Source organism: Paraburkholderia fungorum (assembly GCF_046027215.1).
Lineage (GTDB): Bacteria > Pseudomonadota > Gammaproteobacteria > Burkholderiales > Burkholderiaceae > Paraburkholderia > Paraburkholderia fungorum_D.
The window spans coordinates 3,161,438-3,181,123 of sequence record NZ_JAQQEN010000002.1 but is presented as its reverse complement, the minus strand read 5'-3'; the positions used below and the strand labels follow the sequence as shown (position 1 = coordinate 3,181,123).

17 protein-coding genes and 3 pseudogenes are annotated in these 19,686 nt (G+C 59.9%); 5 read left to right on the top strand and 15 right to left on the bottom strand.

Features of this window, described 5'->3' with window-relative positions:
- Positions 1 to 5: 5 nt before the first annotated feature.
- The 4 genes from PQR27_RS34695 to PQR27_RS34680 form a co-directional block, all read right to left on the bottom strand.
- Positions 6 to 755: an electron transfer flavoprotein subunit beta/FixA family protein gene (locus PQR27_RS34695; protein WP_408528049.1), complete on the bottom strand. Its 750-nt coding sequence runs from the start codon at positions 753 to 755 to the stop codon at positions 6 to 8.
- Positions 756 to 827: 72 nt separating this feature from the next.
- Positions 828 to 2,087: an MFS transporter gene (locus tag PQR27_RS34690; protein ID WP_408528048.1), complete on the bottom strand. Its 1,260-nt coding sequence runs from the start codon at positions 2,085 to 2,087 to the stop codon at positions 828 to 830.
- A gap of 114 nt (positions 2,088 to 2,201) precedes the next feature.
- Complete coding sequence (locus PQR27_RS34685; RefSeq protein WP_408528047.1) at positions 2,202 to 3,356, bottom strand: acyl-CoA dehydrogenase family protein; 1,155 nt, start codon at positions 3,354 to 3,356, stop codon at positions 2,202 to 2,204.
- A gap of 51 nt (positions 3,357 to 3,407) precedes the next feature.
- The gene (locus PQR27_RS34680) at positions 3,408 to 4,250 is read right to left on the bottom strand and encodes an IclR family transcriptional regulator (RefSeq protein ID WP_408528046.1); all 843 of its coding nucleotides are present in this window, start codon (positions 4,248 to 4,250) and stop codon (positions 3,408 to 3,410) included.
- A 297-nt stretch (positions 4,251 to 4,547) separates the two neighbouring features.
- Here PQR27_RS34680 and PQR27_RS34675 point away from each other — a divergent pair, with 297 nt between their 5' ends.
- Complete coding sequence (locus tag PQR27_RS34675) at positions 4,548 to 5,771, top strand: CaiB/BaiF CoA transferase family protein (RefSeq protein WP_408528397.1); 1,224 nt, start codon at positions 4,548 to 4,550, stop codon at positions 5,769 to 5,771.
- 64 nt (positions 5,772 to 5,835) lie between these two features.
- On the opposite strand, the pseudogene PQR27_RS34670 reads toward PQR27_RS34675, so the two are convergent.
- Together PQR27_RS34670 and PQR27_RS34665 are read right to left on the bottom strand one after the other, a co-directional pair.
- A pseudogene (locus PQR27_RS34670) lies at positions 5,836 to 6,246 on the bottom strand (helix-turn-helix domain-containing protein); the annotation flags it as partial.
- A gap of 57 nt (positions 6,247 to 6,303) precedes the next feature.
- Positions 6,304 to 6,552: pseudogene (locus tag PQR27_RS34665) on the bottom strand (epoxide hydrolase N-terminal domain-containing protein); the annotation flags it as partial.
- Positions 6,553 to 6,686: 134 nt separating this feature from the next.
- Here PQR27_RS34665 and PQR27_RS34660 point away from each other — a divergent pair.
- Genes PQR27_RS34660 through PQR27_RS34650 form a run of 3 tightly spaced genes read left to right on the top strand, consistent with a single transcriptional unit; the run spans position 6,687 to position 7,869 of the window.
- The gene (locus PQR27_RS34660) at positions 6,687 to 7,088 is read left to right on the top strand and encodes a hypothetical protein (protein WP_408528045.1); all 402 of its coding nucleotides are present in this window, start codon (positions 6,687 to 6,689) and stop codon (positions 7,086 to 7,088) included.
- A gap of 56 nt (positions 7,089 to 7,144) precedes the next feature.
- Positions 7,145 to 7,300, top strand: coding sequence for a hypothetical protein (locus PQR27_RS34655; RefSeq protein WP_408528044.1), 156 nt, complete (start codon positions 7,145 to 7,147; stop codon positions 7,298 to 7,300).
- Positions 7,297 to 7,869, top strand: coding sequence for a hypothetical protein (locus tag PQR27_RS34650; protein WP_408528043.1), 573 nt, complete (start codon positions 7,297 to 7,299; stop codon positions 7,867 to 7,869). Before PQR27_RS34655 ends, PQR27_RS34650 begins: the two co-directional genes overlap by 4 nt.
- On the opposite strand, the gene PQR27_RS34645 is transcribed toward PQR27_RS34650, so the two are convergent.
- From PQR27_RS34645 to PQR27_RS34605, 9 genes and pseudogenes are all read right to left on the bottom strand, one after another.
- On the bottom strand, positions 7,768 to 9,069 hold the full coding sequence (locus PQR27_RS34645) for an anaerobic sulfatase maturase (protein ID WP_408528042.1): 1,302 nt from the start codon (positions 9,067 to 9,069) through the stop codon (positions 7,768 to 7,770). The genes PQR27_RS34650 and PQR27_RS34645 overlap by 102 nt on opposite strands.
- Before the next feature lie 75 nt (positions 9,070 to 9,144).
- Positions 9,145 to 11,505: a sulfatase-like hydrolase/transferase gene (locus PQR27_RS34640; RefSeq protein ID WP_408528041.1), complete on the bottom strand. Its 2,361-nt coding sequence runs from the start codon at positions 11,503 to 11,505 to the stop codon at positions 9,145 to 9,147.
- 152 nt (positions 11,506 to 11,657) lie between these two features.
- Positions 11,658 to 11,933 (bottom strand): hypothetical protein, encoded by a 276-nt coding sequence (locus PQR27_RS34635; protein WP_408528040.1) that lies wholly within the window; start codon positions 11,931 to 11,933, stop codon positions 11,658 to 11,660.
- A gap of 222 nt (positions 11,934 to 12,155) precedes the next feature.
- Positions 12,156 to 12,251 (bottom strand): annotated as a pseudogene (locus PQR27_RS34630) (3-hydroxybutyryl-CoA dehydrogenase); the annotation flags it as partial.
- A gap of 14 nt (positions 12,252 to 12,265) precedes the next feature.
- Positions 12,266 to 13,903 carry a 3-(methylthio)propionyl-CoA ligase gene (locus PQR27_RS34625; protein WP_408528039.1) on the bottom strand — a complete coding sequence of 546 codons (1,638 nt, stop codon included), beginning with the start codon at positions 13,901 to 13,903 and terminating at the stop codon, positions 12,266 to 12,268.
- A gap of 80 nt (positions 13,904 to 13,983) precedes the next feature.
- Positions 13,984 to 15,552, bottom strand: coding sequence for a methyl-accepting chemotaxis protein (locus PQR27_RS34620; protein WP_408528038.1), 1,569 nt, complete (start codon positions 15,550 to 15,552; stop codon positions 13,984 to 13,986).
- A gap of 81 nt (positions 15,553 to 15,633) precedes the next feature.
- Positions 15,634 to 16,764: a porin gene (locus PQR27_RS34615; RefSeq protein ID WP_408528037.1), complete on the bottom strand. Its 1,131-nt coding sequence runs from the start codon at positions 16,762 to 16,764 to the stop codon at positions 15,634 to 15,636.
- Between the two features lie 197 nt (positions 16,765 to 16,961).
- Positions 16,962 to 17,771 carry an SDR family NAD(P)-dependent oxidoreductase gene (locus PQR27_RS34610; RefSeq protein ID WP_408528036.1) on the bottom strand — a complete coding sequence of 270 codons (810 nt, stop codon included), beginning with the start codon at positions 17,769 to 17,771 and terminating at the stop codon, positions 16,962 to 16,964.
- A 109-nt stretch (positions 17,772 to 17,880) separates the two neighbouring features.
- Positions 17,881 to 18,351 (bottom strand): 2,4'-dihydroxyacetophenone dioxygenase family protein, encoded by a 471-nt coding sequence (locus PQR27_RS34605; RefSeq protein ID WP_408528035.1) that lies wholly within the window; start codon positions 18,349 to 18,351, stop codon positions 17,881 to 17,883.
- A 185-nt stretch (positions 18,352 to 18,536) separates the two neighbouring features.
- On the opposite strand from PQR27_RS34605, the gene PQR27_RS34600 reads away from it, so the two are divergent.
- The gene (locus tag PQR27_RS34600) at positions 18,537 to 19,559 is read left to right on the top strand and encodes a helix-turn-helix domain-containing protein (protein WP_408528034.1); all 1,023 of its coding nucleotides are present in this window, start codon (positions 18,537 to 18,539) and stop codon (positions 19,557 to 19,559) included.
- The last annotated feature ends 127 nt before the right edge of the window (positions 19,560 to 19,686 follow it).

Below are 19,686 nucleotides of genomic sequence, written 5' to 3'. Positions count from 1 at the left end.
TCTCCTTACAGCACCTTGGCTTCGGTCTTCAGCTTCTCGACCAGCGTCTTCACATCCGGCACCTTCACACCGGCGGAGCGCTTCGGCGGCTCCACAACCTTCAGCGTTTTCAGGCGCGGCGTGACGTCAACACCCAGATCTTCCGGCTTGACGACTTCCAGCGGCTTTTTCTTCGCCTTCATGATGTTCGGCAGCGTCACGTAGCGCGGCTCGTTCAGGCGCAGGTCGGTGGTGATGACTGCGGGGAGCTTCAAAGCTAGTGTTTCAGCACCGCCGTCCACTTCGCGCGACACCGTTGCCTTACCGTCAGCGACGACAACCTTCGATGCAAACGTCGCCTGCGGCAGATTCGCCAAAGCAGCCAGCATCTGGCCGGTCTGGTTCGAATCGTCGTCGATCGCCTGCTTGCCGAGAATCACCAAAGACGGTTGCTCTTTGTCGACCAGCGCCTTCAGCAGCTTCGCGACCGCCAGCGGCTGCAGTTCTTCGGACGATTCAATCAGAATCGCACGATCCGCGCCGATCGCCAGCGCCGTGCGCAGCGTTTCCTGCGCTTGCGCAACGCCGCAAGAAACGGCAACTACCTCGCTGACAACGCCCGCTTCCCTTAACCGCACCGCCTCCTCAACCGCGATCTCATCAAACGGATTCATCGACATCTTCACGTTCGCGATGTCGACGCCCGTGCCGTCCGATTTCACTCGAACTTTCACGTTGTAGTCGACTACGCGCTTTACTGGCACCAGAATCTTCATAACATCCTCAATCAACAAAAATGCCGCCGCCCCGCAAGCTGAGCAGGTTCGGCAGCGATCAATCGTTCCGGGTCACGCATTCTGCGGATCGTAGAGCTTCTCCTTAATGAAGAGCGCGGGCACAAGACCGCAAAGAAAGTAAGCCCCGCCCATGACCAGAAAACCAAGGCCGATCGTTCCGTTCGTTGCAAGAAATCCAATCGCGGCAGGGGCGATCGCTGCACCGGCACGTCCCAGGTTGTATGCGCCGCCGACCGCCGAGCCACGAATGCGGGCCTCGAAACTTTCCGTCATGTAAGTCGCGTTCACGCCATAAGGCATTCCGTAAAGGAGGCCAAAAAAGGTCATCAGATAGACAATGTTCCCGGGCGTGTGCCATAGCACGATAGCCGGCAAGAACACTGCCGCTCCGAATGCACCGAATGCAAAAACCGCTCGCCGGCCAAACTTGTCTGCGAGCCAGCCTGCCATGATCTTTCCGAGAATCATGGCGACATAGGTGCCGACCATATAGCTCGTCATCGACGAAAAGTTCAGATGCAGTTCCTTCTCCAGGTAGGTCGGCATCCAGGTGCTGACACCGTAGTAGCCGAACTGCAGCAGGCCCGCTGTCAGCGCCCACAACATGAACATGCGCCGCTGAGCCTGATCGCCAAAGACAAGCTTCATCGTCCCCGTGTTCTTTTCTTTTCCCACAGCCTCGCCGCGACGACGCGCGTCCCGCGAAACAACGTAACTCTCTGGTTCGGGAACAATACGCTGCATGATCAACGCAAGGACAACAGGAACAATCGAGATGAAGAAGAGATAGCGCCAGCCGAACTCCGGCAGAATCCAGGCGGCTAGAACGGTGGCCACGACATAGCCCACCGACCATCCTGCCTGTAGCGTGCCGAGGATCGTCGAACGAAATCGGGTAGGCGAATATTCGGACATCAGCGTATTGCAGGCAACATACTGTGCGCCGAGTCCAAGCGCTGCAATGAAACGAAATACGGCGAACTGCGAGAAGGTGTGCGTGAAGCCGAGTGCTGCTGTACCAATCGAAAACACCGCGATAGTCCAGACCACCGTGCGCACGCGGCCGAAGCGATCACAGGCCCATCCGCCGTAGATACCGCCGATCGCCATGCCCGCGAGCGTGATGCTACCGAGGGCCCCCGCTTCCACATTCGAGAGCCCGAATTCGCGCTTGAGACTTGACAGGCTATAGGACAGGAACATCAGGTCTGCACCGTCGACCATCAGTCCGAGAAAAGCAAACACAAACGCCGCGATCCATACACGATCGTGCGCGATCAAGCCTTGCCGGCTAAACGAATTGACTTCCATCTACACTCCTCCTGACGACAAACATGCCGGCAAGCGCTCTGCGGCGCTCTTATGGCAAACAATTTCCGGTGACCGCTCACCGCTCCCTTCACTATTTCAACGTAGCGGCCGCGATCAGATACTCGCGTTGCGCATCATGTTTCGCGCAATGACAAGTTGCTGGATCTGGCTCGTGCCTTCGTAGATGCGGAACAGGCGCACGTCGCGGTAAAAGCGTTCGATCGCATACTCGGACACGTATCCCGCGCCGCCGTGGATCTGCACAGCGCGATCGGCTACACGGCCACACATCTCCGAAGCAAACAGCTTGCAGCACGATGCCTCCGTGGATACGTCTTCCTTGTCGTCACGGCGACGGGCCGCATCGAGCACCATCGAACGGGCGGCGTAGATCTCCGCCTTGCTATCGGCGAGCATGGCCTGGACAAGCTGGAATTCACCGATCGGCTTGCCGAACTGCTGCCGCTCCATCGCGTAGTGAAGCGCATCGTCGAGCATGCGTTCAGCCGCGCCAACGCAAATCGCAGCAATGTGCAGGCGCCCTTTGTCCAGCACTCTCATGGCGGTCTTGAATCCAATTCCCTCGACACCACCGATAAGGTTTTGCGCGGGCACGCGGCAGTTTTCGAAGATGACGTCACATGTGTGTGCGCCCTTCTGGCCCATCTTTTTGTCGATTTTCCCTAGCGATACACCGGGGCTGCCTCTTTCAACGATAAATGCGGAGATGCCGCCCGCGCCTCTGACATCGGGATTGGTGCGAGCCATGACGGTAAAGATGCCGGCCTCGGGTGCGTTCGTAATGAAGCGCTTGGTGCCGTCGATGACGTAGTGCTCACCGTCGCGCACGGCCCGCGTAGACAGTGAAGCGGCATCCGAACCCGAGCCCGGCTCGGTCAGCGCGAACGAGGCGATGAGTTCGCCCGATGCGAGCCGCGGCAGATAGTGTTGCTTCTGCTCTGCCGTTCCATCGATGATGATCCCCTGCGACCCAATGCCGACATTGGTGCCGAACAACGAGCGAAAGCATGGCGACGTTTTCCCGATTTCAAACGCCACCAGCACTTCCTCTTCCATCGTGAGCCCAAGACCGCCGTATTCCTCAGGGATGGAAAGACCGAAAAGCCCTAGCTCGCGCATCTCGGCAACGATGGCAGCGGGAATCTGGTCGGTTTCCGCCACTTCATCCTCAGCGGGGACGAGCCGCTCGCGCACGAAGCGCGACACTGCGCCGAGAAGGAGGATTAGCGTTTCATGGTCACGGATCATCTGTATTCCTGATTCCAGAAGGACGCGTATTTCGAGCGTCCCATGTGTCGGTCATCGCCGCCCTATGGCGGCACCTAAACGTTGCACAAGGTCCACGAGGCGTGGACCAATGTCGTTTTCCAGCGTATCCCGGCTCATCACGAATGCCGGCCCACCGCAGTTGAAGGCCATACGCGTGCCATCGGGCGCCGTGAACGGGGCGCCAACGCTTGCGATATCTTTGTCCCATTCGCCGACTGAGAGGCAAAAACCGCGCTCCTCATAGTCTTTCACTGCCTGATCGATGCCGCGTTTAATGCGCGGCCAGTCCAATTCATCCTGAAGACGCACTTGCTCGAGCACCTCGTTGCGCTCGTCCTCGGACGCCGCCGCCAGGTATGCCCGTCCAATCGACGTCGTCGCGAGCGGCAAGCGGACGCCAACGGCACGCATTACCGTAATCGGCGCGCTGCTGCGCACCCACTCGATGTAGACGATCGAGAGGCGGTCACGAACCCCGACCGCCACCGATGCGCGCGCATACTCGGCAAGTTCCTGCATGAACGGACGCGCGACATCGCGGATGTCCAGATTCGACAGCATCGAATAGCCAAGCGAAAGCACACCGGTCCCAAGGCTATATTTCCCGAGCGACTCCGAGTAGCGCAGATAACCCAGCTTCGCGAGCGTGCCCGCCAATCGCGCCACGGTCGCTTTCGGCAGGCTCGTGCGGCGAGCCAGCTCCGACAACCCGAGGTAGCGCTCCCCGGGGCCGAAGCACCGCAGCACCTCGAGCCCCCTCGCTAGCGCGGTCACGAACTGCCGATCCGTGGCGGCCTCTTCGTCGAAACGCGCAATGTCACGTTGCTCATACGGAGGGACTGATGATCCCGCCGCGTTCTTCGTCTTCGACATGGCTGCACTCTGCTCCTGCTCTACCGAACCTTTCCTTTTGCCGAATCCTGTCATGGTGAAAATCTCCGTGTCAAATATTTTCTGAAAACGGTCCGCACAGCGGACCATTTTGGAACGATCGTGCAATATTGCATAGAGGCGAGCGATTGCGGGCATCACACTGAAAATTTAGCGGTGTTTACATTCCTCACCAGCTCCGTTAAGGTGCGTATCGATTCGGATTCTATCCTATCGGTCCGCACAGCGAACCACCAGAAAGAAATCCCCCGAATCATCTTTGATTTGAGGATGACTTCCATGTCCAGAGCACTTTCACACCTTCGCGTTCTCGATCTCTCTCGCGTCCTGGCCGGCCCCTGGGCGAGCCAAACGCTGGCGGATCTGGGCGCCGAAGTGATCAAGATAGAACGTCCCGGCACAGGCGACGACACGCGCGGCTGGGGCCCGCCCTACCTGCACGACCAGGACGGCAATGCCACTGGCGAGTCAGCCTATTTTCTGTCGGCAAATCGCGGCAAAAAATCGGTGACGCTGGACATTGCGACGGATGAAGGACAGGCCATCATCCGCAAGCTGGCGCAACAGAGCGACGTGTTCATCGAGAACTACAAGGTTGGCGACATGGCACGCTACGGGCTTGCGTATAGCGATCTGCGCGCCATCAATCCTCAGCTCATTTATTGCTCGATAACGGGCTTCGGGCAAGACGGTCCGCTCTCGAAGATGGCCGGTTACGATTTCATCGTTCAGGCGATGGGCGGATTGATGAGCATCACCGGAGAGCGGGACGAGCTACCGGGTGGTGGCCCACAAAAGGTCGGCGTAGCGTTTGCCGACCTGATGACAGGCATGTATGCAACCGTCGGCATCCTGGCCGCCCTGGCGCATCGCACCGAGACGGGCGAAGGCCAATACATCGACATGGCATTACTCGATGTACAAGTCGCGGCAATGGCAAACATGAACCTCAACTACCTGGTATCGGGAAAGACGCCGAAGCGCGAAGGCAATGCGCACGCGAACATCGTGCCTTATCAGGTGTTCAAGGCCAAAGATGGACAGATGGTGCTGGCAGTCGGCAACGACGGACAGTTCCGCAAATTCTGCGAGATTGCGGATTGCACACATCTGGCAACCGACCCGCGTTTCGCCAAGAATGCGGCACGCGTGACGAACCGCGAAACGCTCGTCCCGATGATTCAGGAAATCCTGGTCACGCGCACGATCGAGCAGTGGGTGACGCCGCTCGCGGCCGCGGGCATACCTTGCGGACCGATCAACGACATCGCACAGACGTTCGCGCACCCGCAGGTTCAACACCGCGGCATGCGAGTAGATTTGCCTCATCCGCTCTCGGGCAGCGCGCCCAGCGTGGCGAATCCGATCCGGATGTCAGCGTCGCCGATCCAATATCGGAGTGCGCCGCCCACGCTCGGGCAACATACCGATGATGTGCTGGTATCGCTGTGCGGGATCGATGGGGATGAACTCGGTGAACTGAGGAAAAGAGGCGTTGTTTGACCCACGCCCGCTGCAGGAAGCTCACCAGCCAATCCACGTTGGCCGCCGCGTTGACACGTGAGGGCTACGGGATGCGCGGATCGCCTCGAGCGTTGCGACGCAATGCCTGCGGCGATTGGCCGAAAGTGCGCAAGAATGCCTCGCGCATTCTTCGAGGATCGGAGAACCCTGTCGCAACAGATATCTGATCAATGGTGTGTCGGCTGTCCTCAAGCATCAGACGCGCTGTTTCAAGCCGCAACCGCTCGACCGCCTTTGCCGGCGTTTGTCCCGTCTCGGCGCGAAACGCGCGGCTAAACTGACGCGCACTCAAACGGGCGACCTCGGCCAGTTGCTCGACTGAAAGCGGTTCGGCGAGATTTTTCTTCGCGTATGTCAGCACGGACTGAATGCGATCCGATTTGGGCTCGAGTTCGAGCAGCGCCGAATGCTGCGATTGCCCGCCCGTGCGCCAATGATAGACAACCAGATTTCGGCGGTAGCGCATTGAGTTGCGCCTCGGCCTTGCGCCAGTCGGGGTACCCCAATACCGAACGAGTTCCTGCACGCTCGACAACTGGACGCCTTGCAAATCATCGTTGACGGTTTCCTTGTCGGGCCAACGCGTGGCCGCGATGCGTCGGCGCAGATCGTCAAGCTGCGCCTGTGGCACATGAACTCTGAACGGACGAATGCTCTCATCGATGCCGATGTGCTGCGCGATAGCAACCTTCGCCGGGCGGATCAACGTTTGATCAGTCGTTGCGACGACATGGATATCGGCAGCGAAAGCGGATGGCACAAACCCGGGCCCTTCAACTTCAGGGTTTCAGGCATGCTAAAGTGGCTTGCGCGCGATCCATATCGCCTGCTTCCTTTTCGTTGTCACAACTCGCGGCGCGTTTGCAAGAACCATCACCGATTCTGGAGAAGGTAATGAGCGAAATGCATGACTTGAAGCGGGTGCTGTTCGTCGGCCAGGAGCCTGAAACGGTCGACTTCGCGGACCCCGCGTTACCGCCGGGGTTCGACGCCGCGAAAATTCATGCCGGGATTTCAGTTGGCATGCAGCAAATGGAGGCGCATGGATGGCGTGCCGATCTTTGCTTGGTGAGACCAGATGAAACCGCGCCCATTGCGCTTGAGCGCCAATTGACAACCTCAAATTACGATTGCGTTGTGATCGGCGGCGGGATACGTATTCCCCCAAAAAGCTTGCTGCTATTTGAGGCACTCGTGAATACCGTGCACAAATGCGCTCCCGATGCATCCATCGCCTTCAATACTCGCCCCGAAGACACTGCAAACGCCGCAGCTCGCTGGCTTAACGGTAAGTAACCGCAGCCGAGCGGTCAGTTGGGTAGGTTCGGCTGAAAATCGGTGGAGCGGTGGGTTTGGGGCTGCTTCTCCGCTTCCCCAAATTTGGCTGGCACTATGCCGACGGTACCGACGCCGACTATGCCGAGGTGAACGCAGCGCAGAAGGAATTCAGGCTCGTGCCGCTGAGTGCCTACGGCACGGTCTATATGCCGCCCCCGAGGGCACGTTGAATCCGAACGCGCCAAGCGTCAAGGAAAAGGTCCGCAACATCATTTCCGCCGTGGATCTGCAAACCTACTTCAGCGCGATGACGAAGTCGATGGTTCAGAATCCACCGATGCTGCCGCAGGATAGTCCGATCCTCAAGGACATGGCCAGGATCGGCATCGTACCGGGCAAGCCTTTTGACATGAGCAAGCTGTCCGCAGCAGACCAGGCGGCTCTGGCGGATGTGGTCAAGGTCGCGAATGAGAAGATCGCGGATGTACTGGCCGAGGCAGACCCCACCGCCGTCGATTCTCGACGGCACATGGTCGCCGCCGCCTGTGAAGATGGTCCGCTGACCCGGGGTCGTGAAAACGGTGAATGTCGATGGGATGGATGCTGGCGAAGCTGTCGGGCCGTCATAAGTTGCCGCTCCATCCCTACCCGACAGTCCGTTTGCGGACACGGCCGCGTCATTCCTTGTGACGACGCATCATTCCCCACCGCGTGGGGACACCTGTTTCGCAGGCAGCTTGATCATCAGCGGCCGCTTGTACGCTTCCATGATGGTCTGCGCAGGCAGGCCCTGGCTTAGCAACTGTGCCATCGCGTTCATCGCCGGGGTGATGTGGGAGAAGTAACGCTTGTAGCCCGGGCAGAGATAGTTAAGTCCAGCCTCGCCATCCGGCGAGATGACGAAGCGATTCTTGGGACACTCGCCGTGGCACGCAAACCGGTACGGGCAGCGCACGCAATAGTCCGGCAGGGATGTCTCCTTTGCCGCGCCGAATGCGATCTGCGCGTCGGACGCGATGAGTGAGGACGGATCATCCTCGCGTACGTTACCAAGTCGATATTCCGGGTACATAAAGTGATCGCACGAGTAGACATTCCCATCATGCTCGACGATTGCAGCCTTGCCGCAGCGAGCCGAGAACAGGCATACCGTGGCGGGCATCTGGCACCAGGCCGCAAGTGCCCATTCGAAGTTCATCACGTGCACGCGGCCCACGTCGTTACGAACCCATTGATCGAATATCGCGTTCAGGAAATCGCCGTAGGCGCCCGGTTCGACGCTATGGGGTGTCACCGCGCTAACGTCGTCGGCCTTGCGTGCACCCGGCGATAGTTTGGCCGGTCGCGCGAAATGCAGACCGATCCGGCTCTCGCCTTGCGGCGCGGCGCGCTCGACCACGGGGTTGAACTGGATGTACCGCACGCCTTGCGCAACCAGAAAGCGATAGATCTCAAGCGGGTGCTTTGCGGTATCTCGTGCGACGGTCACCAGGATGTTGACCGGGATGTCGAAGCGCTGCAGCAGGTGCAGCCCGCGCATGACATCGTCAAAGCTGGAGCGCCCCTGCTTGTCGGGTCGATAGAGATCGTGCACTTCACGAGGGCCGTCAAGGCTCAGTCCGACCGAAAAACGTTCGCGGCGCAGGAATTCGCACCACGTTTCGTCGAGGAGCGTTCCGTTTGTCTGCAACGTGTTGCGTATCACCTTGTCGCCGGCGTATTCGCGCTGCAATGTCACGGCGCGCTCGAAGAATTCAAGCCCCATCAGCAGCGGCTCACCGCCTTGCCACGTGAATTCGACTTCCGGCGTCGCCTGTGCCGCGATATAGCCCTTGACGTAGGCGCGTAGCACCTCGTCGGACATGCGAAAGCGGTGACGGTCCGGGTAGAACGCCTCTTTCTCCAGATAGAAGCAGTAGGAGCAATCGAGATTGCACAGCGGTCCAATGGGCTTCGCCATCAGGTGTATGCCTTGCGATGATGCGGACGTGTCTGACATCGAAATTCTCCATGGTGCCATCGCAAGCGATGACGCCACTATACGGGCCGGCGGTGCGCCACCGGCCCGTCAGGTTCAGGGCAGATAGCGCACGTGCACATCGCTGATCCGGCCGTCGAACGCGAATGGCGCGCGGTCGAAATACTCGGTCGACACCGGCGATCCGAGGTCCCGGCCGACATCGAACGTTTCGTCGGAAGTGAACGCAAGTGGCACTGTGAACGGTACGGTTCCGCGCGCCGCCTCCGTGCCATCGACCCGGATGGTGACCGTTGCCGGCGAAGCCGGCTTGCGCGCGGTCGGATTCAGTTCGACCTCGATGACATGATGGCCAGCCTGGAGCGGCTCGCTCAGGCGGACTCGGGTCCGTTGAATCGCCAGCCCGTTGTATTCATAGACCAGATAACCATCCTGCATGTACAGCGTAATGCCGCCGGACATGCCGCCGAGTGCAAACAGCACCCCGTTGGCATGAGCGGGAAGCTCGGCGTCGACGGTGACCGCGTTGTGTCGCGACCGGATATTCGGCGCCGCGAACTCGGGCAGCCGGCTGATTGACCCGGCGAAGTGCCAGTCGGCGCGCGTTCCGCCATGCTGCTCGCCGAGGTGCAGTATTGCGTAGAGTCCTCCGCCCACCGGATAAACCTTGTTGGCTGTTGCGTCCTTGTCGAACTGCCGCTTGAGCGCTTCGAGTTTCTCCGGGTATTGCGCGGACAGATCGGTTGATTGCGAGTAGTCGGCGTTCACGTTATAGAGCGCCCACTGATCCTTGTTCGGATCCCAGTTCTGCAAGCCTGCCAGTCCAGCCTGCCACGGCTTGCGAGGACCGAACACCGATGCGACCCAGCCGTCCGAATACTCGGCGCGGCTACCCATCATCTCGAAGTACTGCGCGCCCTTTCTGCCCGGCGCGTGGGCGTCGGCAAAGGTGTACGCCATGCTGATGCCGTCTATCGGGTCTTGCCTGACGCCGTTGACCTCGCTCGGCGGCTCGATGCCCGCCGCGTCGTAAATGGTCGGCGCGATGTCGTTGACATGCTCGAACTGGGTACGTACGATGCCGTCCGGTTTGATCTTGCGCGGCCATGAGACCGCGAGCGGTACGCGCGTGCCGCCAAAATAACCGGCCACCAGTTTCGTACCGACAAACGGGCTCGACCCCGCCCAGGCCCAGGCAGCGTTGTACATGTTGTGCACCTTCGGGCCGCCAAGCGCATCGAGGCCGCCGTACATCGTATTGAGCGCCTTCATCTGCTGCTGCGGCGGAACGGGGATGCCGTTCTGCGCCAGCAGTTCGCTGATCGTGCCCTGCATGCCCTCGGACGACGCGCCGTTATCCGAGAACACATAGAAGATCAGCGTATTGTCGCGGATGCCCTGGCGCTCGAGTTCGTCCACGAGTCTGCCCGCCTGGGTGTCCGCCTGTTCGAGGAACCCCGCGTAGACTTCCATCAGGCGCGCCTGGAATTTCTTTTCCTCCGGACTCAGGCTGTCCCACGCGGCCATCTCGGCCGGGCGCGGGGTGAGTTTTGTGTCCTTCGGAATCCAGCCCATCGCCTTCTGACGCTCAAAAACACGTTCGCGATAGGCGTCCCAACCGCTGTCGAATTTACCCTTGTACTTGTCCGCCCATTCCTTCGCGACCTGATGCGGCCCATGAACCGCGCCCGGAGCCCAGTACATCATGAACGGTTTGTTGGGCGCATAAGCCTGACGTTCGCGCAGCCAGTTGACGCCCTGATTTGCCAGGTCCTCGGTCAGGTTGTATTTCGGGTCGTTCGGCGGCTCGACCGGTGTGGTGTCGCTGAAGAGGCGCGGCTTGTACTGATCCGATTCGCCGCTGATAAAGCCGTAGAAATGCTGAAAGCCATAGGCTGTCGGCCAATGATCGAACGGCCCCATTGCGGTAGTTTCCGAAGGCGGCGTGTTGTGCCACTTCCCCAACGCAACGGTGCTGTATCCGTAGTCCTTCAGCACTTCGGCGACGGTCGCGGAGGTTTTCGGCAGGACGCCGACATAACCGTCGAAATCGGCGGACAGTTCGGCGATCTGACCGAAGCCGACGCGATGATGATTGCGACCGGTGAGCAGCGACGCACGCGTCGCCGAGCTGATCGCCGTGGTGTGGAAGGCGTTGTAGGTGATGCCGGTCTGCGCGATGCGCGTGAGCGTGGGCGTATGGATCTCCCCGCCAACGGTATCGGACTGCGCGAACCCTGCATCGTCAAGCATGATGATCAGGACGTTCGGGGCGTCAGGCGACAGATGTGATTGCGGCTGGCGCCACACGTTTTTCGAGTCGGCCAGTGTCTTGCCCACCGTGCTGGCAGACGGCGTGGGTGGGAACGGCAGCACTTCCGGTGTACTGGTCGCAGAACAGGCTGTCAGCATTCCGACTGACAGCAAACCGCTCGTATAAATCGTCGAGCTTTTCATTCGTCTCCTCCAATTAAATTCCTGTGCGCTCGCGGCGTCGCTCACCAGTCTGGATGGGCGTCATGCGAGCTCTCATGCATCTCGGGCGGTCGCTCTCCTCCCTTGCGCTCGCTCCGGGCGTAACCACGAAGCGTCGAATCGAGTCCCTGTCCCTATAAAGGTTGCAGCGATACAGCGTGCATGGCCGTCGCCAGTAATGCATGCAATGCTGGATCGTCTGCCCTGGCTGCCACTTCTTCGCAATACTTGCAATGCTCGACGGTTACTTCTGCACCAATCGAGACCGCCATCGCGAAGCGAATCACTGCGACGTGCCGATGTCCGTAATCGATGCTTCGCTCCAGCAACGCGAGCGCGGATCGACGATCCGGCAGCGTGCCTTGTGCGGTGACGTGGTGCTCGATCCTGGTCGGCGTGATAGGTGACATCCTCTGACTCCTCTCCCTGGACATTCCCATACGGGCGGCCTGCCTGCGTCGCCGTATTGGGACATTCAATCGGTTCGCGACCGTACGCCGACCCATGTTTGCGAGTGCAAGAAAGGGGCGATGGCCACTGCATAGGAGGATGATGCGGCTGCATCCCGGATGCCGTCTCGGTCAGATTCGGACATCGATTTATCATTTCCGGACAGGCCGGAATTCTGGTCGAGTTCGCATGCCCGTCCTCAGCGCAGTTTCGCGGACGTTTTTCATGATCGCCTTGAGTCCTGCGACGGCGACTGTCCCGGCAATACCGTTGCCCATCGTGCCCGCACGTTTCAAACGGTGCGACTGGGAGCGTCGACGAAGTGACGGCTGAAACGCTCCCGCAGCATCAGCTTTTGCACCTTCCCCGTGCCCGTGAGCGGCAGGTCGGCAACGAAAACGACATCGTCGGGGATGCTCCACTTCGCCGCCTTGCCCGCATAAAAGTCCAACACCTGCTGCGCACTCACCGCGCTGCCCTCGCGGACCACCGCAACCAGAAGCGGTCGTTCATCCCACTTCGGGTGTGTGCAGGCAATGCATGCCGCCTTCTCGATCGCGGGGTGCGACATTGCAATGTTCTCGAGTTCGATCGACGAAATCCATTCGCCGCCGGACTTGATCATGTCCTTGCTTCGATCGGTGATGTGCATGTAGCCGTCGGCATCGATTGTCGCGACATCGCCGGTCGGAAACCAGCCGCCGTCGAGCGCCGGGTTTTCAGTGCCGAAATAGCGGTCCACCACCCAGTGACCACGCACCATCAGTTCGCCCGCTGACTTGCCGTCCCACGGCAGTTCGGCCCCGGCCGGGCCGACGATCTTCAGATCCACACCCGGCACCGCACGGCCCTGCTTGATATCGATGCGTCTCTGCTCGTCGGCACACTTGCCTGAATAGCCATGCGATGCCGACCACACCGTGCCGAGCGGCGACAGCTCGGTCATGCCCCACGCATGCACCGCCTTCACGCCAATCTCCTGCAGCGACGCTGCGAGATGCGGCGGACACGCCGCACCGCCCACGATCGCACGGCGGAATGTCTTGCTGCTCCTGCCGGTACGCCGCATGTAGTCGACCAGGCCCAGCCACACGGTGGGCACGCCGGCGGACATCGTCACGCCTTCCTGCTCGAACAACGTGCAGAGCGACTCGCCGTCGAGCTTCGCACCCGGCAGCACGAGCTTGGCGCCGACGAGCGTTGCCGAGAATGGCAGGCCCCACGCGTTCACATGGAACATCGGCACGATCGGGGCAACGGTTTCCGAAGCGGACAGCGCGAGTGTGTCGGGCAGCGCCGACGCATACGCCATCAACGTACTCGATCGATGCGAATACAGAACGCCCTTCGGATCGCCGGTCGTGCCGGATGTATAGCAAAGCAGCGCAGCCCGCTGTTCATCGAACTGGGGCCAGGCGAAGCGCCCGGTGTGCCCGGCGATCAGCGTCTCGTAGCTTTCGAGCGGCGCGGAGAACGCGGACGGCAGTGCGCCTTCATCGCACAGCATGAACCACGTCTCGACATGCGGACACTGGGGGGCGATCTGTTCGACGAGAGCAGTGAACGACGAGTCGAAAAAGACAAAGCGGTCGCGCGCATGATTGATGATGTAGGCAATCTGCTCGGGGAAAAGCCGCGGATTGATCGTATGGCATACCGCGCCGATACCGCTCACACCGTAATACAGCTCCATGTGCCGATAGCCATTCCAGGCCAGCGTGCCGATACGTTCACCCATTTCGATGCCGCGCGATGTGAGCGCCTTCGCAAGCTGCATGGAGCGTGCGTGACAGTCGCGATAGGTATAGCGGTGGACGTCTCCCTCAACCCGCCGCGACACGATTTCCACATTGGCGGAATGGCGTGCGGCCTGTTCGAGGATCGATGACAAAAGCATCGGCGCGTACATCATTTGGCCCAACAGTTCCATAAACTTATCTCCTTACCGTGTATCTTTGTGTGTGCCTATAGATCGCTTCGCCGGGTATAGCTTGTGGCCGGCGTGGAGGATCAACACGCCTCCACTGCATCGCGAACCCGAAACGCCGCGACCGCTTCTTCGAGTCGAGCCGCCTGTTCCTCGAGAGACGCGGCGGCCGCCGCGGCCTGCTCGACAAGCGCTGCGTTCTGCTGCGTCACCACATCCATTTGCGCAATCGCGAGATTGGCTTCCTCGATGCCTGCCGATTGTTGATCCGACGCCACGCGGATTTCGTTCATGATGTCTGTCACATGCTTCACGGCGAGGACGACGTCATTCATCGTGCTACCCGCCTGGGCGACTAGTTCGCTGCCGCTCTCCACCTTGGCCACCGCACCGCCGATCAGATCCTTGATTTCCCGCGCGGCTGCCGCGGAGCGCTGTGCAAGATTTCTCACTTCGCCCGCCACCACCGCGAAGCCGCGTCCTTCCTCGCCGGCCCGGGCGGCTTCGACGGAGGCGTTCAAAGCGAGAATGTTGGTCTGGAAAGCGATGCTCTCGATCATCACTATGATCTCGGCAATCTGGCGGGAGCTCGCCGATATACCACCCATCATCTCGACGACCTGATCCACTACCTGTCCGCCTCTTGCGGCAACCTCGGATGCATTGCCCGCGAGCACGCTTGCTGTTCTTGCACTCTCGGTGTTCTGCCGGACTGTCGCTGTCAATTGCTGCATGCTCGCGGCAGTCTCTTCGAGTGAAGCGGCCTGCTGCTCCGTGCGCGCCGACAAGTCATTATTGCCAGCCGCGATCTCCCGGACTCCGTGACCGATCGCGCCGGCGCTGCTGTTCACCTGTCCTATCGTGTCGACCAGGCCGTCCTGCATGCGGCGAAGCGCGGCGGCGAGCCTTCCCATCTCGTTGCGGCTCCCGTTCACAATCCGACTGGTAAGGTCTCCGGCCGCGATCCTTTCGAAGTGCTGGATGGTGGTGTCGACCGGCCGCACGATTGCGGCAGCGAGTGCGAAACGGGCGAAGAGGCCCAGCAGGACAACCCCCACGTCGACGAGGACAAGTATCGATAGCCCCAACTGGAATCGTTTAGTGGACATTTCGTAACGGCCGCGCTCGCGTTCGAGATGGTATGACTCAAGCACCTCACTCGCGGATCGATAGTCTGCGTACAGGGCGTCCACCGCCTGCTCCTGAATCGCATGAAATGCCTCAAGATCATGATGCTCGAGCGCAGCAGCCTTCTTCGCAAGGGCGTCGGTCACGAGCGACTCATGTTTGTGCCGCAGTGCATCCGACAGGGCCTGCTCGGCGTCTGCCATCGGTTGTCGCGCCAGAACCGTCGTCAACAGTGCCTGGCTTTGAGCGAGCAACTTGCGAGCCTCCGCCAGTGCAGCCGAGGCATCGTCGCCGAGACGCTCACGCGTTTCCGCCTCGCTGAGCGCGAGCCGTGCCTGCAACAGATCCACGGCGCTGCTTTTAAGATCGATCAGCACGACCGTATCCTTGCTATACATCTCTTCAAGCTCGACGTCGCGGCGATGAATGCCAAAGGCCGCGATCAGCGTTAAGGCAACCAGAACCAGTGTGTAACTGACAATCGTGACGCTCAGCCAGGTGCGGATAGTAAGGTTCTTGACCATGGTATCGAGTGGTGCGGGGCATTGTCGTCCACTAATGGACCGGCTCACATGTGGCGCTGCGCGAGCCGGTCCATGGACCGCTTAGAAGTTATGACGAATGCCGATGTTGACAGCGGTTGTGCCCATGCCCGGCGCCACGGGCGCGCCATAGCTGATGGCCGTAGTCGCATTGCCTCTGTTGTTCACGTAGCCCACCTGCGTAAAGACCAGTGTGGTTTTGGAAAGGCTGTACTCGGCTCCGGCGGCGACCTCAGTGGACTTGTTGGCGGAATTGTTCCGGTCATGCAAGTAGTAGACTCCGCTGGTGACCTGGAAGTCCGGCGCGAAGCGATACCCGAGGCCGAACGAATACAGGTCGAGGTCGACCAGATTCGAGTGCGCGGGATTCTTGCCGTTACTGTAGGACGCTGAAACGGAGAAGCCCTTGATCGTGTAGAGCGCTCCCAGATACCAGAAACGGTTGTTGTTCAAGCCGCTCGGGACGGTCGTCGGACCGGGATTCGTGTCGTGACCGTTGTAATACACCGCTGACAGCTTCAGGCCGTAGTTCGAGTACTTCAGGACCGCCGATTCGCGCGTGCCGCCCTGGAAGCTGCCGGCCACGCCGCCTGGCGCATATTCGAGCGCGCCACTTACGCCGCCGAAGGTCGGTGACTGGTAGACGATCGCGTTGCTGTCGTACAGTGCGCCGATCGGACCGTTGGTGCTGGTGCCGGGCCAGCCCGCTGCCGTGTTCATGCCGATCCAGGCGGTCAGGATGCTGCCGAAGTAGCGGGCTCCGCGCACGTCGGTGTCCACCATCGCATAGGCCATGGGTGCGTACTGGCGGCCGACATTGACCGAACCGAACGGACCGGATAATCCGACTGTCGCGACCTGATTGAAGATTGCCACGGCGCCCGCCGTATCCGACAGACCAAACTTGCCGGTGCCGCTGTCGAACGATCCCTGCACCTTGAAATTGACGGCGTAACCGCCGCCGATGTCCTCAATGCCCTTCAACCCCCAGAAGCTTGCATAGATGCCACCGTCCTTGTACCGATACACTTTCCCGAGGTTCTTTGCAGTCGGACTGAACGATGCGGCGGAAGTGCTCTGATATAACAGACCCGAATCGAGCACACCATATAGCGTCACCGAAGACTGCGCATAGACCGAACTGCCGAATGCAGCCAGCGCGGCCGCGGTGCACCACTTCAACTTCAACTTCATTTTTATCTCCACTTTTTATATTACTTAAGTCGATCCACAACTACCCCGATCCATCTTTACGACGTGAGAAGTGAGACGTGAGCGCAGGCGGCAGCTCGCGACAGACGGTCGCAAGCAACCTGCTTCCAGGTTCTTGTCCCAACCGGCTCGACGACGCTTTGCGGTATCCGGTTCGTGTGAGCAACGAACGATGGCCGTTACGAGTAACCCAGCTTCTTTGCCTCTGCGAGCATCAGTTTCTCTACCAGGCGCCGCGACAGGCGCTTCGTGTGGTACATCAGGCGCGCGAACGGCCCCACAAGAACGATTGCCTTCCCATTCAGGACTGCGTCGACGATCGCCTCCGCGACGAGATCCGCAGTTGCCCCGTTCTTACGGTAGTAGGACTGGAGCTTCGCGAACTGCGCGTCGCTGACGGCGGCTGAAACGTTGGCGCGCGAGTGCGCGATATCGGTATTGATAACGCCCGGACATATCGTGGTTACGCCAACCGAGGTTCCGGCAAGCTTCAGTTCCATCGAGAGCACATCCGAAAATCCCAGCACGGCGGATTTCGTCGCGGCGTAGGCGCTCATGTTGGGCGCCGGCGCAATCGCAGCCAGCGATGCAACGTTGACGACGCGCCGGCAACCGCCAGCCTCGATCATCCCGGGTAAGAAGTAATGGCAGCCGTGCACCACGCCCATCACGTTAACGGCGAGAGTGCGATGCCACGATTCGATCGGGCTACCGATGAACGGCCCCAGATATCCGATGCCCGCGTTGTTGACGAGGATGTCGATGGCGCCGCCCTCGTCATGGACATGATCGGCGAAGGCCTGCATGCTCGGCTGCTTCGAAACGTCGGCCACCTGGGCAAAACACGGAACACCAAGTTCATCGATCTTCTTACGCGCCTCGACCAGTCGTTGCTCGTCGATGTCCGTTATGAACAGATGCGCGCCTCGTCGTGCGAATGCCAGCGCTGTTGCATAGCCGATACCCGATGCGGCACCTGTGACAAGCACGCGCTTGTTCCTAAGGCTACTAATCTTCACGTGCACTCCATGTGTGCTATTGAGCGACGCCGATCGCCGCGCTATGACTCCCGGTCATAGCGCACCGATCGGTGCGTAGTCAGCCACCGAATGCCGTCAGATCCTTAGGCACCAGATCATTCGCCTCGCAATACGCCAGGTATCGATCGAACGCGGTTTTCCAGTTCTCCATTGCGATCACCTGATTGTCGTCGTTCAGATAGATCAGGTCGCCCTGGACAATGTTGAACGTGATGATCTCCTCACCTGGGAGCGACACCGGCGTGTGACTGGAACCAGCGGTTTCAAACACGACGCTGCCCTGGCCCGCGACCCAGTCATGTTCGGCATATTTCCAGCGCCCCTTCAACGTGTAGACGATCACCGTGCCCGTGTGATGGTGCTTCGGCATTTCCGTGCCAGCAGGCGCTTTGAGCAGTGTGATGGTTTCGCCGCGTGTAGGATCGAGCTTGAAGTACTTCAGCAGCACGTCAGCCGAGTAAGGCGCGAACGGCACCCACGGAATCGACGCGTCATCGATGCACTCAGTCGCAACTTTTTCATAGAACATTTGGTGTCTCCAGATCAGGGTTATCAGCGCTACCATGCGGGGCACCATTACTCGTACGATGCCCGCAGTGCTCGCGTGACCCTATGATCACGTGTGAGTAGTCGAGACAGCACTATCAGAATCGGACACTCGATTGTCATTTCCAGACAGGCAGGGTTTTCGATATAAGGATAGGGAGACAGATTGTGGGCAAGCTCGTGCAACGTGTTCCCAGCCGCTACTACGCGGTGCTCGGACAACTATTGCGGGCGCATACACCCGACTACAGGAGCCTGCTGACGAACGCCAAAATTGACGTCGCGGCGCTCGAAGATCCCGATGGTTCCTTGCCGATCGCCCAACTTGAATCACTCGTCGATGTGGTGTCCAGAATGACAGGGCGAGGAGATCTGGGGTTCGAAGTAGGCCGACAGGTTCGGCTCAATTCCCACGGCCCGCTCGGGTACGCGCTTGTCAGCAGCCAGACCCTCGACCAGGTGCTGCGCCTCTGTGTGCGGTACTACCACCTCATCGTTCCGATCTTCAAGATGCGCTATGAACGGCGTAGCAAGTCTGCGGAAGTCACCTTCACCCCGTGCGCGATGATGCATCAGCGAACGCTGCAATTTTTTCTCGAAGCGATTGCCGTGTCCTTCCACGTCCAGGCTCAGATGACGTTGGGAGCCGACAACGAGGGGTACGACATCTATCTTTCGATGGAATCGCCTCCGCATGTGCCCCGTTATCTCGGTAGCGCGCCGGCACGCTTTCATTTCGGTGAGCGCCGGGTGCCGGGTGTGACCGTCAAGATCGCACTCAGCCTGGTGGACAAGCCCTTGTCTATGGCGGATGAGTCGGTGGTGCGGCGCACGGAAGCCCAGTGCCAGGCATTGGGTGCCAAGCGGAACCAGATCAACGAGTGGGCCAATTTCATTACGATGATGTTGCGTGAGAGCGAAAATCTGCAACTCACGCTAGAAGACATAGCGCGCTCCTTGAATGTGACGACGCGAACGATCAACCGATATCTGGCCAAAGAGGGTTCGAGCTTTCGCGATATCTCCCAACGCGTGCGCTTCGAGCGCGCATGCGATCTACTGGAAGCAGGCGAATTGAATGTTTCGCAGATTGCTTCCCGGTTGGGTTTCAATGACGTGGCTAACTTTAGCCGGGGGTTTCGCCGTTACAAGGGCATCAGCCCGACTGGCTATCTGGCTACGCGAGGGTGATTGGGTGGTGTGTGGCAGACGCCCGCTTCGCAGGGCCCGAGGCCGTACTTTCGTACCCGTCGCGCGATATGCACTGGATGACGTCTCCAAACTGAGGTCGGTCGGAGAACGTCAGCGTCAACATTCC